The organism is Ralstonia pickettii (genome assembly GCF_016466415.2).
GTDB classification, from domain to species: domain Bacteria; phylum Pseudomonadota; class Gammaproteobacteria; order Burkholderiales; family Burkholderiaceae; genus Ralstonia; species Ralstonia pickettii.
Window position 1 is genome coordinate 1,291,537 of record NZ_CP066771.1, and the last position, 12,498, is coordinate 1,304,034.

The 12,498-nt window shown below is 64.9% G+C and carries 14 protein-coding genes; 7 read left to right on the plus strand and 7 right to left on the minus strand.

The window, feature by feature from the left end; all coding sequences use genetic code 11:
- Nucleotides 1-14 precede the first annotated feature (14 nt).
- The 5 genes from gsiC (at nt 15) to RP6297_RS06160 (ending at nt 4,390) form a co-directional block, all read left to right on the plus strand.
- Nucleotides 15-938 (plus strand): glutathione ABC transporter permease GsiC, encoded by a 924-nt coding sequence (gene gsiC / locus RP6297_RS06140; protein ID WP_009238262.1) that lies wholly within the window; start codon nt 15-17, stop codon nt 936-938.
- Between the two features lie 9 nt (nt 939-947).
- A complete protein-coding gene (gene gsiD / locus RP6297_RS06145; RefSeq protein ID WP_009238261.1) occupies nt 948-1,847 on the plus strand; it encodes a glutathione ABC transporter permease GsiD in 900 nt (299 codons plus the stop codon).
- Nucleotides 1,848-1,856: 9 nt separating this feature from the next.
- Nucleotides 1,857-2,882, plus strand: coding sequence for a DmpA family aminopeptidase (locus tag RP6297_RS06150; protein ID WP_009238260.1), 1,026 nt, complete (start codon nt 1,857-1,859; stop codon nt 2,880-2,882).
- 9 nt (nt 2,883-2,891) lie between these two features.
- Entirely contained in the window at nt 2,892-3,707 is an 816-nt protein-coding gene (locus RP6297_RS06155; protein ID WP_009238259.1) for a M55 family metallopeptidase, read from the plus strand.
- A gap of 326 nt (nt 3,708-4,033) precedes the next feature.
- The gene (locus RP6297_RS06160) at nt 4,034-4,390 is read left to right on the plus strand and encodes a chitin-binding domain-containing protein (protein WP_009238258.1); all 357 of its coding nucleotides are present in this window, start codon (nt 4,034-4,036) and stop codon (nt 4,388-4,390) included.
- A gap of 320 nt (nt 4,391-4,710) precedes the next feature.
- Here the strand turns inward: RP6297_RS06160 and prmB are convergent, their stop codons facing one another.
- From prmB to dapC, 7 genes are read right to left on the minus strand one after another with little or no spacing between them, the layout of a single operon-like run.
- Complete coding sequence (gene prmB, locus RP6297_RS06165; protein WP_009238257.1) at nt 4,711-5,613, minus strand: 50S ribosomal protein L3 N(5)-glutamine methyltransferase; 903 nt, start codon at nt 5,611-5,613, stop codon at nt 4,711-4,713.
- Between the two features lie 7 nt (nt 5,614-5,620).
- Complete coding sequence (locus tag RP6297_RS06170; RefSeq protein WP_009238256.1) at nt 5,621-6,139, minus strand: class IV adenylate cyclase; 519 nt, start codon at nt 6,137-6,139, stop codon at nt 5,621-5,623.
- A 10-nt stretch (nt 6,140-6,149) separates the two neighbouring features.
- The gene (dapE, locus tag RP6297_RS06175; protein ID WP_009238255.1) at nt 6,150-7,301 is read right to left on the minus strand and encodes a succinyl-diaminopimelate desuccinylase; all 1,152 of its coding nucleotides are present in this window, start codon (nt 7,299-7,301) and stop codon (nt 6,150-6,152) included.
- Nucleotides 7,302-7,326: 25 nt separating this feature from the next.
- Complete coding sequence (locus tag RP6297_RS06180) at nt 7,327-7,671, minus strand: arsenate reductase (RefSeq protein ID WP_009238254.1); 345 nt, start codon at nt 7,669-7,671, stop codon at nt 7,327-7,329.
- Nucleotides 7,672-7,685: 14 nt separating this feature from the next.
- Nucleotides 7,686-8,099 carry a hypothetical protein gene (locus RP6297_RS06185; protein WP_009238253.1) on the minus strand — a complete coding sequence of 138 codons (414 nt, stop codon included), beginning with the start codon at nt 8,097-8,099 and terminating at the stop codon, nt 7,686-7,688.
- 60 nt (nt 8,100-8,159) lie between these two features.
- Nucleotides 8,160-8,987, minus strand: a complete 828-nt coding sequence (gene dapD, locus RP6297_RS06190; RefSeq protein ID WP_009238252.1) for a 2,3,4,5-tetrahydropyridine-2,6-dicarboxylate N-succinyltransferase — start codon at nt 8,985-8,987, stop codon at nt 8,160-8,162.
- A gap of 45 nt (nt 8,988-9,032) precedes the next feature.
- A complete protein-coding gene (gene dapC / locus RP6297_RS06195) occupies nt 9,033-10,232 on the minus strand; it encodes a succinyldiaminopimelate transaminase (RefSeq protein ID WP_009277529.1) in 1,200 nt (399 codons plus the stop codon).
- Between the two features lie 141 nt (nt 10,233-10,373).
- Between dapC and RP6297_RS06200 the strand changes: the two genes are divergently transcribed.
- Both RP6297_RS06200 and RP6297_RS06205 read left to right on the plus strand, forming a co-directional pair.
- Nucleotides 10,374-11,294: a DMT family transporter gene (locus tag RP6297_RS06200; protein WP_009238250.1), complete on the plus strand. Its 921-nt coding sequence runs from the start codon at nt 10,374-10,376 to the stop codon at nt 11,292-11,294.
- A 33-nt stretch (nt 11,295-11,327) separates the two neighbouring features.
- Nucleotides 11,328-12,374 (plus strand): alpha/beta fold hydrolase, encoded by a 1,047-nt coding sequence (locus RP6297_RS06205; RefSeq protein WP_009238249.1) that lies wholly within the window; start codon nt 11,328-11,330, stop codon nt 12,372-12,374.
- Nucleotides 12,375-12,498: the final 124 nt, after the last annotated feature.

The window sequence follows — 12,498 nt, forward strand, 5'->3', positions numbered from 1 at the left end:
GCGGTGGATTTGCCATGCTGAACTACTTCATTAAACGTGTGCTGGGCGTGATCCCGACACTGCTGATCGTGGCAGTGCTGGTGTTCCTGTTCGTGCATCTGTTGCCCGGCGACCCGGCGCGTTTGGCCGCCGGCCCCGAAGCGGACGAGACGACGGTCGATCTCGTACGCAAGGACCTGGGCCTGGACAAGCCGATGCACGAGCAGTTCGTGCGCTTCTTCGCCAACGCCGCTCGCGGTGAATTCGGCAACTCCATCCGCACCAAGCGCCCGGTGAGCGAAGAGATTGGCGAGCGCTTCTGGCCAACGCTCAACCTGACGATCACCAGCATGGTGTGGGCGGTGGTCTTCGGCATGGTGATCGGCATCACATCCGCCGTGTGGCGCAACAAGTGGCCGGACCGTCTGGGCATGACGCTCGCCGTGTCGGGCATCTCTTTTCCCGCATTCGCACTCGGCATGCTGCTGATGGAAGTGTTCTCGGTGCAGCTCGGCTGGCTGCCGTCCATCGGGGCGGATAGCTGGAAGCACTACATCCTGCCGTCGCTCACGCTAGGCGCGGCTGTGGCGGCCGTGATGGCGCGTTTTACACGTGCCTCGTTCGTGGAAGTGCTGCAGGAAGACTTCGTGCGCACCGCCCGTGCCAAGGGCGTGCGCGAGACGGTGGTGGTCATCAAGCATTGCCTGCGCAACGCGATGATCCCGGTGGTCACGATGATGGGCCTGCAGTTCGGTTTTCTCCTGGGCGGCTCGATTGTTGTCGAGAAGGTGTTCAACTGGCCGGGCCTCGGGCGCCTGCTCGTGGATGCGGTGGAAATGCGCGACTACCCGGTCATCCAGGCCGAGGTGCTGCTGTTCTCGCTGGAGTTCATCCTGATCAACCTGGTGGTGGACATGCTGTACACCGTGATCAACCCGACCATCCGCTACAAGAAGTAAGGGCCCATCATGACGCAGGCATCCAATCCGGCCATCGCCGCACAAGCTTCGACCGAGCCCGTCCGCACCCCGTGGACGGAGTTCTGGCGCAAGTTCCGCAAGCAGCATCTGGCGATGGGCGCCGGTGTGTTCGTGATCGCGCTGGCGGTGATCGCCATCCTCGCGCCGCACATTGTGCCGTTCGACCCGGAAAACTATTTCGACTACGACGCGCTCAACGCGGGCCCGTCGGCGCAGCATTGGTTTGGCGTCGATTCGCTGGGCCGCGACATCTTCAGCCGCATCCTGATGGGCACACGCATCTCGCTGGAAGCGGGCTTCGTGTCGGTCATCATCGGCGCCATCATAGGCACTATGCTCGGCCTGCTGGCCGGCTACTACGAAGGCTGGTGGGACCGCATCGTCATGCGCATCTCCGACGTACTGTTCGCCTTTCCCGGCATCCTGCTGGCCATCGGCATTGTGGCCATCCTGGGCAACGGCATGATCAACGTGATCTTTGCCGTGGCGGTGTTCAGCATTCCGGCGTTTGCGCGGCTCGTGCGCGGCAACACGCTCATGCTCAAGCACCTGACGTATGTGGAAGCCGCGCGCAGCATTGGCGCGTCCGACTGGACGATCATCATGCGGCACATCCTGCCGGGCACGATTTCGTCCATCGTCGTGTACTTCTCGATGCGGATCGGCACCTCGATCATCACCGCAGCCAGCCTTTCGTTCCTCGGCCTGGGCGCCCAGCCGCCCACCCCTGAGTGGGGCGCGATGCTCAACGAGGCGCGCGCCGACATGGTGACGGCGCCGCACGTGGCGATTTTCCCAAGCCTGGCCATCTTTCTGACCGTGCTGGCGTTCAATCTGCTGGGCGATGGCCTGCGCGACGCGCTGGATCCGAAGATCGACCGCCGCTGAGTTCTTCGCATGCCTCTGAGCCTTCCGCACATCGGCGCACTGCCGGCCGGCGCACGCAACAGCATCTCCGACGTGGCAGGCGTGACCGTCGGCCACGCAACGATTGCCGGCGGCGACATCCAGACCGGCGTGACGGTAGTACGCCCGCATGCGGGCGACCCGTTCGTCGACAAGGTGCCGGCCGCCAGCGTGGTGCTCAACGGTTTCGGCAAGAGCATCGGCCTGGTGCAGGTGGACGAGCTGGGTGTGCTCGAAACGCCGATTGCGCTGACCAACACGTTCGCTGTGGGTGCGGTGGCGCAGGCGCAGATCCGCCAGGCGGTGGCGGCTAACCCGCAGATCGGCCGCGCGTGGTCGACCGTCAATCCGCTCGTCTTCGAATGCAATGACGGCTACCTGAACGACCTGCAGGCGTTTGCCGTGCAGGAAGTGCACTACGACGCGGCCTACGCTGCGGCAGCCCAAGCGTTCGAGCAAGGCGCGGTGGGGGCAGGGCGCGGGATGTCGTCGTTTGGCGTGAAGGGCGGCATCGGTTCTGCATCGCGCGTGGTGACACTCGCCGACGGCGCACAACGTACGGTCGGCGCGCTCGTGCTGTCCAACTTTGGCGTGACCAAAAACCTGACACTTGGCGGGCGCAACGTCGGTGCGGAATTGGTGAGCGCGCTCGCCGCGGCCACACCGGAGCCCGAGAAGGGCTCAATCATCATGCTGGTCGCCACCGACGCGCCGCTGGACGCGCGTCAGTTGCGCCGCCTCGCCTTGCGCGCGGGCGCCGGCCTGGCACGCACCGGCTCCGTCTTCGGCCATGGCAGCGGCGATATCGCACTGGCGTTCTCCACTGCCTACACCGTGCCGCACGAGGGCGCGCGCGCCATGCCAGCCGTCTCCATGACACACGAATCGCATCTCGACCCGTTGTTCCAGGCGGCCGCCGACAGCGTCGAACAAGCCATCGTGCACGCGCTGTTCCACGCAACCGCCGTCACCGGCCGCGACGGCAACACGCGCCGCGCACTGACCGAATTGCTCTGACCTGACGCCATGCGAATCCTGATCTCCGCCGACATCGAAGGCGTGGCCAACGTGTTCCACCCCGAGCAGACGCGCGCCGGCAACGGCGAATACGAACGTGCCCGCCGCTGGATGACCGCCGAAGCCGACGCCGCCGTGCGCGGTGCCTTCGACGGTGGTGCCACCGACGTGCTCGTCAATGATTCGCACGGAGGTTTTCGCAACCTCATCCCCGATTCCATCGACCGCCGCGCACGCTTCGTCCTCGGCAAGCCGCGCTACCTCAGCATGATGGCCGGTGTGGACGGCTGCGATGCCGTCTGCATGATCGGCTATCACGCCCGCGCCGGCAGCCGCGGCGTGCTGGCGCACACCATCAACAGCTTTGCCTTCGCGCGCGTCTGGTTCAACGAGCAGGAACTGGGCGAGGCCGGTCTCTACGGCGCCCTGGCCGGGGAGCGCGGCGTGCCGGTGGCCGTTGCCAGCGGCGACGATGTATTCATCAAGGAGACCAAACCGCTGCTGCCGCACACCACGTTCGTCGAGACCAAACAGGCCGAAGGACAGAACGCCGGCACATCGCTCTCGCCCGAGCAGTCGTGCGAGGCGATCTATGCGGCGGTAAAGGCCACGGTGCGGCGCGGCCATTTCAGCATGCCGCTGCGCCTCCAGGCACCGATCGTCTGCCGCCTGCAGACGCAAACGCCCGCATTGGCCGACCTCTTCTGCCAATGGCCCGCCCTGGAGCGCGTCGACGGCACGATGCTGCGCTTCGCCGCCGACTCCGTGGAACATGCCGTGCGCATGCTCAACAGCCTCTCCGCCATGTCCGCGATGCTGCGCTGAGAAAGGTGTGGCGCAAGTCATGGCGCCATCCCACGCACTCAGACGGTGTGGCCGTTGACGTTCCTGCCCTAGATGGCGCCTTGAATTTCTGTAAGCGGGCGGAAGAAAGACGGGGAACTGTCTGAGCGCAGCGAGTTTTCCCCGTCTCCGCCCGGTTACAGAAATTCAAGGGGAAGTCGCCATCTCGGGCGCGCCTTTCTTTGCCTACCTTTCTTTGGCAAGACAAAGAAAGTAGGTCGGCCCCGGCAGGGGACGAAACAGGGATGGACCAAAAACGCCAACCCCAGCGTAAACTTCAGGACATCCAACCCCGAAGGAGCCCCCCCATGACCCGCGCACTCACACTCGGCATGCTGCTGTGTGCGCTAGCACTAACGGCTTGCGACCGTCGCCCATCCCCGAACCCGCCCACGCCGCAGACGTCGAAAGCCGAAAAGGCGGCCGCCGCGCTCGCCAAGGCCGCCGCAGAATTCAAATGCCCCGCGCCATCGGGCCGCTTCATGATCGACGACGGCACCAACCGCGGTCCCAAGCAACCCGTGCGCACCAACTGCACCACCGCCTACGCCACCTGCGACGCACAGTCGCACGCCGTCTTCGACCACTGCCCAAGCGGCCAGGTGTTTGATCAGCGCTTTTCCATTTGCGTTGTGAAAGACGCCTGTGACGAGATCAAGTCCTGACGCTGTTTCGGTTGTTTCCGCTGTGACGGCCGTTGCAGCCTCGCCGGAGTGTTGCACTCGGCGCGTCGGGTGCCGAACGTCAAATGCGCGGTTCAAAGCCCGGCGCATGGGGTTCTGAACGGCAATCTTCGAGTCCAGAACCAGAGATGTGGGGTTCGGAACCCGGAGACCAGGCGTTCCGAACCCCACACATGGCGTTCTGAACGTCAATCGCGGCGTTTGGAACTGCAAACGCGGCGTTCGCAACCCGGACCACGGCGTTCCGAACGCCAACCTGCCGAGTTCCGAACCCCACGCGTGCGGTTCGGAGCCCCCTTCGCTTAAAGCGCCTCGCGCGTAACCAGGAACACCTGGTCTTCACCTGCGCTGGTCGGCAGCCAGACCAAGTCGAGATCCGGGAACGCCGCCTCAACGTTTTCACGCTCGTTACCGATTTCCACCACCAACACGCCATGCGGCTTCAGGTGACGCGGTGCATCGGCCAGGATGCGGCGGACGATGTCCATGCCGTCGTTGCCTCCTGCCAGCGCCATGTGCGGCTCGGCACGGTACTCAGGCGGCAATGCCTGCATCGATGCCTCGTTCACGTACGGCGGGTTCGTCAGGATCACGTCGTAATGCACGCCCGGCGGCAGCGGCGCATACAGGTCGCCTTCGTGCAGGCGGATGCGGTCTTGCAGGTGGTATTCGTCGACATTGCGATTGGCCACCACCAGTGCATCCGGCGACAGGTCCACTGCGTCGATGGTCGAGTTGGGCCATTGCAGCGCCGCCAGGATCGACAGGCAGCCCGAGCCGGTACACAGCTCCAGCACATCGGTCGGACCGTCTTCCTGGTCGATCCACGGTTCCAGCCCGTCTTCCAGCAATTCGCCGATGAAGCTGCGCGGCACGATCACGCGTTCGTCCACGTAGAAGCGCATGCCGTGCATGAATGCCTCGTGCGTGATGTACGCGGCGGGCACGCGGTCGACAGCACGGCGCTCGATCACCTTCAGCACGGCAGCCACTTCTTCGGGCAGCAGGCGTGCGTCCAGGAACGGCCCCAGCGTATCGATCGGCAGATGCAGCGTGTGCAGGATCAGGTAAGCGGCTTCATCGTAGGCGTTCTCGCTGCCGTGGCCGAAGACAAGCCCGGCGGCGGTGAAGCGCGACACGGCGTAGCGCAGCAGGTCGCGAACGGTCGTGAACGGGTGGGAGGTGGGCAGGGTGGGCGTGGTCATCTTCGGCTCAATGTTGTTGTGCGGCCAGCAAATCGACGTAAGCGACGTCAAGCAGGTCGGATTCGGCAATGCCGAGGGATTGCATCAGGGCGTGCGCGATGGCCACGCCATCGTCTTCGGATTGGTCTTCGCGCAGCACGACTTCAAGTTCAACGAAATCGCCGAGGTCTTTCACCGCATCGACATGAATGCGCGTCTGACCGGCGAGATACAGCTGGCGCACCTTCATGACCCGGCCGGCGGCGCCGATGGCGGCGGCCAGCGTGTCGCGCAGGGCATCGGGCGCGTTGGTCGGAACGATGTGGTAGCTGGACACCCGCGGGCCGGCGCTGTTGGCACGGAAGTAGTGGATCAGCTCCCCGCGCTCGGGCGAGAACTGCCGCAGCTTCAGGCGCCCATTCGCACAGGCAAAGAACGTGTCGTCCTGCTCGATGCGCTCGGGGCCGGAATCCGCGATGGCGGCCGCGCGTTCAATCAGCGCAGCCACATCGCGCACACGCGCCTTGATCTCGACGTTGCGCGCCATCGGGGTAACCTCAGGCGACCAATGTTTCCAAGACGCGGCGATACACGTTTTTCAGCGGCTCGATAAACGCCACTTCGACGTGTTCGTCGATCTTGTGGATGCTCGCGTTCGGCGGGCCGAACTCGATCACCTGCGGGCAGATCTTGGCGATGAAGCGGCCGTCCGACGTGCCGCCCGTGGTCGACAGTTCGGTGGTCACGCCGCATTCGGCCTGGATGGCGGAGGCGAGGGCATCGGACAGCTCGCCGCGCTCGGTCAGGAAGGGCTCGCCGCCCAGCGTCCAGTCGAGCGTGTAGTCGAGGCCGTGCGCATCCAGAATGCTGTGCACGCGCGCCTTGAGGCCGTCTGGCGTGCTGGCGGTCGAGAAGCGGAAGTTGAAGTCGATCGTGACGTGGCCGGGAATGATGTTCGTCGCGCCCGTGCCGCCGTGAATATTCGACATCTGCCACGTGGTCGGCGGGAAGTATGCATTGCCGTCGTCCCACTTCGTGGCGGCCAGCTCAGCCAGCGCCGGCGCGGCCAGGTGGATCGGGTTCTTGGCCAGATGCGGATACGCGATGTGGCCCTGCACACCATTCACCGTGAGCTTGCCCGACAGCGAACCGCGCCGCCCGTTCTTCACCATATCGCCGAGGGTCGACACCGAAGTCGGCTCACCGACCACGCAGTAATCGAGGCGCTCGCCGCGTGCGCGGAGCAGGTCGCATACCTTGACGGTGCCGTCGTGCGCGGGGCCTTCTTCGTCGCTGGTGATCAGAAAGCCGATCGAGCCGGCGTGGTCCGGGTGCTTGGCAACAAATTCTTCCGAGGCCACCACGAAGCCGGCAATCGACGTCTTCATGTCTGCCGCGCCGCGCGCGTAGAGCTTGCCGTCGCGGTGCGTTGGTTCGAAAGGATCGGAGTGCCATTGCTCGACGGGGCCGGTGGGCACCACATCGGTGTGGCCAGCGAACACGAGCAGCTTGCCGTCGGTGCCGGCGCGGCCGCGCTTGATGGCCCACAGGTTGGTCACCCGAAAGTGGTCCGGGCCGCTGATCACGGTTTCGCATTCGAACCCGGCGGCGGTCAGGCGTTCGATCAGCACGTCCTGGCAGCCCTTGTCTTCGGGCGTGACGGAGCGGCGGCGGATCAGGTCTTCAGTGAGGGCAAGCGTGGGCTGCATGACGGTGACGATGTTGTCGTTATTGTTAGAAGAGGGCGGCGTACTGGTCCGACGAAAAACCGACGTTGACGCTCTTGCCGTGCACCAGCACCGGCCGCTTGATCAACGACGGGTTGGCCTGCATCAGCGCGATGGCGCCAGCCTCGTCTTCAGCGCCGGCCTTGTCGGCGTCAGACAGGGCGCGCCACGTGGTGCCCTTGCGGTTGAGCAGCGTGGCGAGCGGCACATGTTTGAGCCAGCCGGCCAGCATGTCGGCGCTCACGCCTTGCTTCTTGAAATCGTGAAAAGTGTAGGCAACGCCGTTCGATTCGAGCCACGTGCGGGCCTTCTTCACGGTGTCGCAATTGGGGATGCCATGCAGGGTCGTCATGGTGGGATTCGCAATCAATGTCGAAAGGCTTGCAGGGCGAAGGAGAGGGCGGCAACAGCCACTGCAAAACCAATGGACGCCAGCCAAGTCATGCGCCTGAGGCGGCGCTCCAGCCGCGCGGCTTCATCGCGCAACGCGTCGATGGTGATGGCGTGCTGTTCGGCCAGCAGCTTGACCGATTCAGCCTGCTGCAGGATCGCCGCTTCCAGCTCGGCAATCCGTGTATTCGGGTCGGGCGCGGCGCCTTCTGCGCGGGACGGTTCGGTGCCGGTTTTCTTGCGGTTCTTGAACTTGTCGATGGTCTTGTTCGCCTGCTCCAGGATGGTGGGCAGCAACGACAAGACGGTACCGATGGTGTTTGGATCAAGACCCATGATGCGTTGGCGCAGCTTGCCGAAGCGGGTGCCGGCGGCATTGCGTTCGGACATGGCTGCGTTTGAGGTGGTTGGCATGCCCGCAAGACTAGCAGGCATGCCTTGCGCCGGTGCTTAATCGCCGCGCAGCAGCTCGTTCAGGCCAACCTTGGCGCGCGTCTTCGCGTCGACCTTCTTGACGATCACGGCGCAGTACAGGCTGTGCGAGCCGTCCTTCGACGGCAGGTTGCCCGCCACCACCACCGAGCCCGCCGGGATGCGGCCGTAGCTGACTTCACCGGTTTCGCGGTCGTAGATCTTGGTCGACTGGCCCAGGTACACGCCCATCGAGATCACCGAGTTTTCTTCAACGATCACGCCTTCCACCACTTCGGAGCGGGCACCGATGAAGCAGTTGTCTTCGATGATGACCGGGTTGGCCTGCAGCGGCTCCAGCACGCCGCCGATGCCCACGCCGCCCGACAGGTGGACGTTCTTGCCGATCTGTGCGCACGAACCGACGGTGGCCCACGTGTCGACCATCGTGCCTTCATCCACATAGGCGCCGATGTTCACGTACGACGGCATCAGCACGGCGTTCTTGGCGATGAACGAGCCACGGCGCGCCACGGCCGGCGGCACCACGCGGAAGCCGCCCGCTGCGAAGTCTTCGGCTGTGTAGTTGGCGAACTTGCTCGGCACCTTATCGTAGAACTGCGTGAAGCCGCCGGCAGCCATCGGCGCGTTGTCTTCCAGGCGGAACGACAGCAGCACGGCTTTCTTGATCCACTGATTGACGATCCACTCGCCGTCCTGCTTCTCGGCCACGCGCAGCGCGCCACGATCGAGCTGGCCGATCACGTTGGCGACGGCTTCACGGACATCGGCCGGAGCGGACTTGGGCGACAGGTTGGCGCGGTCTTCCCACGCTTGGTCGATCAGGGATTGCAGTTGTTGCGTCATGGTCTTGTTGGCTCTCGGAGAGGAAACAGAAGAGAAAATTACGGATCAGCGTTGCTGGCAGAACTCGACGATGCGGCGCGCACCTTCCAGGCATTCGTCCACGCTGGCCACCAGCGCGATGCGCACGTAGTCCTGGCCCGGATTCGTGCCGTGCGCCTCGCGGGCGAGGTAGCTGCCCGGCAGGACGGCGACGTTCTTGGCGGCCAGCAGCTGGCATGCGAATTCAGTGTCCGACATGCCTGTGCGCTTGACGTTGGCCCACAGGTAGAAGGCTGCGTCGGGCAGGGCCACGTCCAGCACCTCGGCCAGCATCGGCGTGACCTGCTGGAACTTCTTGACGTACTGCGCGCGGTTGTCGCGCACGTGGGTCTCGTCGTTCCACGCAGCGATGCTAGCGGATTGCACCGACGGGCTCATCGCGCTGCCGTGATACGTGCGATACAGCAGGTACGCCTTGAGCAGCTTGGCGTCGCCGGCCACGAAACCGGAGCGCATGCCCGGCACGTTGGAGCGTTTGGACAGGCTCGAGAACATCACCAAGCGGTCAAAGCCGCGGCCTAGCTGGTGCGCGGCCTGCAGTGCGCCCAGCGGCGGGTTGGCCTCGTCGAAATAGATTTCGGAGTAGCACTCGTCCGACGCAATGATGAAGCCGTATTCGTCCGACAGCGCGAACAGCTGCTTCCAGTCTTCGAGCGTGAGCACGGCGCCGGTCGGGTTGCCGGGGCTGCATACGAAGACGAGCTGGACGTTGCGCCATTCTTCGGGCGTGATCGCAGCGAAATCGGGTGCGTAGTTGCGCGCCGGGTCGCTGTTGGCGAACAGGGGCGTGGCACCGGCCAGCAGCGCCGAGCCTTCGTAGATCTGGTAGAACGGGTTCGGGCACAGCACGCGGGCGCCGGGCTTGCTGCCGTCGATCACGGTCTGGGCGAACGAGAACAGCGCCTCGCGCGAGCCGTTGACGGGGATGACTTCAGTGGCCGGGTCGACCTTCGGCAAGCCGTAGCGGCGCTCCAGCCATGCGGCGATGCACTGCCGCAGTGCATCGGAGCCAAGCGTCGTGGGATAATTCGCCAGCCCGCCAAGCGCCGCCGCCAGCGCGTCTTTCACCAGGGCCGGCGTCGGGTGCTTGGGCTCGCCGATGCCAAAGCTGATCGGCGTATGGGCGGCGCTGGGCGTGACGTCCTTCACAAGCGCTTTCAGTTTCTCGAACGGATACGGCTGGAGGGCGGACAGGCGCGGATTCACGGTGTTGGGCGGCGGTGTTGGGCTGGTCAGCGGGCAAGCTTGGCGCTTGCCGGGAAGCCCGAAATTATACGGCCAACGTGTGCTGGCCGCCCCAAGACAATGCTGCATGCGGCGGATTTCCGCCGTTTTTTTATTGCTTAGATGACATCGATAGCCTCCTCGGCGGACGCTTCCGCTCACCACGAGCCGCAATGGGCGGCTGCACTGTTTATCCTCCTGGGCGCCTCGGTCTGGGGCATTTCCTGGTATCCGTACCGCCTGCTGGCCGGCTGGGGGCTCGGCAGCATGCTGGCTTCGTCGATGACGGGCGCAGCCGCAGCAGTGCTGGCCGCCATAGTGCTGCGTCGTCACTTTCCGACGTTTCAATGGTCGTGGCTGATTCCCGCGCTCGGGCTCGCGGCGGGCATCACCAACGCCGGTTTCGTCTGGGGCACGGTGCACGGCACGGTCATGCGGGTGCTGCTCTTGTTCTATCTGACGCCCGTCTGGACGGCGCTGCTGGCGCGCCTGTGGCTGCACGAGCGGCTGGGCTGGCGTGGCGGTGTGCTGCTCGCGCTGGCGCTGTCGGGCGCGGTGATGATGCTGTGGTCGGGCCAGGCCGGCACGCCCTGGCCGGGTTCAGCGGCGGAAGGGGCGGGGCTGATTGCTGGGCTCGCTTTTGCGTGCAACAACGTGCTGTCCCGCCTGGCGGGGCAGCGTCATCCGACCATGCGCCCGGAGATGCGGACCGTGGTCGTCTTTACCGGCTGCACGCTGGTGGGGTTTCCGGCTGCGCTGATGCTGGATGGCGTGCGCACGGTGCCGGCGGCTTTCTCGCAGAGCAATACGTGGCTGCTGCTGGCGGGCATGGCCTGCGTGCTGGTCGGCGGCAATGCGATGGTGCAGCGCGGCCTGCAACGCTTGCCGGCCAATCGTGCGGCGCTGCTGATGCTGTTCGAAATCGTGGTGGCGGCCGCGTCATCGGCGCTGCTGACGGCGGAACGCCTGTCCCCCCAGGAGATGGCGGGCGGCGCCTGCATCATCCTGGCAGGCGCGCTGTCGGGGCTGTCCCGGCGCAAGTAGGCTGCCGGCGTTTCGCAATCCAAGGAGTTGCCGATGTTGCCTCGTTCGATTCTTGCTGCGTTGACGGTTGCGTTGTCGATTGCTTCCACCGCCGCGTACGCCGCTCCGGCAGAGACCGGCCCCGTGTATGGCCCGCGCCTGGAGGGCTTCGAATACCCCGCTCCGGTCAAGCTTTTCAAGTTCGAGTCGCAGGGCAATGCACTGGAGATGGCGTACCTTGACGTCGCACCCAGGCAGCCGAACGGCCAGGTGGCGGTGCTGCTGCACGGCAAGAACTTCTGCGCGGCCACCTGGGAAGGCATGATCGCCGCGCTGACGGGTGCCGGCTACCGCGTGATCGCCCCGGATCAGATCGGCTTTTGCAAATCCAGCAAGCCGAGCGCATATCAGTTCACGTTCCAGCAACTGGCGAGCAATACGCATGCGCTGCTGGCGTCGCTCGGGATCGAGCAGGCCATCCTGATCGGCCACTCGACGGGCGGCATGCTGGCGACGCGCTACGCGCTGATGTATCCGAACGCGGTGTCGCGGCTGGTGATGATCAACCCGATCGGCCTGGAAGACTGGAAGGCCAAGGGCGTACCGTCCATGACGGTCGACCAGTGGTTCGCGCGTGAGAAGCAAACCACCGCCGAGCGCATCCGCGCCTATGAGCAGTCGACGTACTACGCCGGGCAATGGCGTACGCAATACGAGCCGTGGGTCCAGATGCTGGCCGGCATGTACCGCGGCCCGGGGCGCGATCTGGTGGCGTGGAATTCCGCACTGCTGTACGACATGATCTACACGCAGCCCGTCGTCTATGAGTTCGGCCAGTTGCGCCCGTCGACGCTGCTGCTCATCGGCCAGAAAGACACCACCGCCATCGGCAAGGACACCGCCCCGCCGGAAGCGCGGGCACAGCTGGGGCATTACCCCGAACTTGGCCGTGCAGCCGCCAAGGCTATCCCGCGCGCGACGTTGGTGGAATTCCCGGATGCGGGCCATGCGCCACAAATCCAGGATCCTGACGCGCTGCACAATGCGCTGCTCGACTGGCTCGCTGCGCCGGAGCCCTCGCGCACCCGTCGCCCGGACTGACGCCGATTGTCATGAACGTGAAACTGCTTACAAATCCGCAGCAATTTGGCCTCCCGTACTGCAAATTTCGTCCATTTTTGTAGCGATTTGATTGGCGGGAGGTTGGGGTGCGAATGGTATGATG

Coding starts and splice junctions, on each gene's coding strand:
- gsiC (WP_009238262.1), top strand. CDS start 15: ATGCTGAACTACTTCATTAAACGTGTGCTGGGCGTGATCCCGACACTG.
- gsiD (WP_009238261.1), top strand. CDS start 948: ATGACGCAGGCATCCAATCCGGCCATCGCCGCACAAGCTTCGACCGAG.
- RP6297_RS06150 (WP_009238260.1), top strand. CDS start 1,857: ATGCCTCTGAGCCTTCCGCACATCGGCGCACTGCCGGCCGGCGCACGC.
- RP6297_RS06155 (WP_009238259.1), top strand. CDS start 2,892: ATGCGAATCCTGATCTCCGCCGACATCGAAGGCGTGGCCAACGTGTTC.
- RP6297_RS06160 (WP_009238258.1), top strand. CDS start 4,034: ATGACCCGCGCACTCACACTCGGCATGCTGCTGTGTGCGCTAGCACTA.
- prmB (WP_009238257.1), bottom strand. CDS start 5,613: ATGACCACGCCCACCCTGCCCACCTCCCACCCGTTCACGACCGTTCGC.
- RP6297_RS06170 (WP_009238256.1), bottom strand. CDS start 6,139: ATGGCGCGCAACGTCGAGATCAAGGCGCGTGTGCGCGATGTGGCTGCG.
- dapE (WP_009238255.1), bottom strand. CDS start 7,301: ATGCAGCCCACGCTTGCCCTCACTGAAGACCTGATCCGCCGCCGCTCC.
- RP6297_RS06180 (WP_009238254.1), bottom strand. CDS start 7,671: ATGACGACCCTGCATGGCATCCCCAATTGCGACACCGTGAAGAAGGCC.
- RP6297_RS06185 (WP_009238253.1), bottom strand. CDS start 8,099: ATGTCCGAACGCAATGCCGCCGGCACCCGCTTCGGCAAGCTGCGCCAA.
- dapD (WP_009238252.1), bottom strand. CDS start 8,987: ATGACGCAACAACTGCAATCCCTGATCGACCAAGCGTGGGAAGACCGC.
- RP6297_RS06200 (WP_009238250.1), top strand. CDS start 10,374: ATGACATCGATAGCCTCCTCGGCGGACGCTTCCGCTCACCACGAGCCG.
- RP6297_RS06205 (WP_009238249.1), top strand. CDS start 11,328: ATGTTGCCTCGTTCGATTCTTGCTGCGTTGACGGTTGCGTTGTCGATT.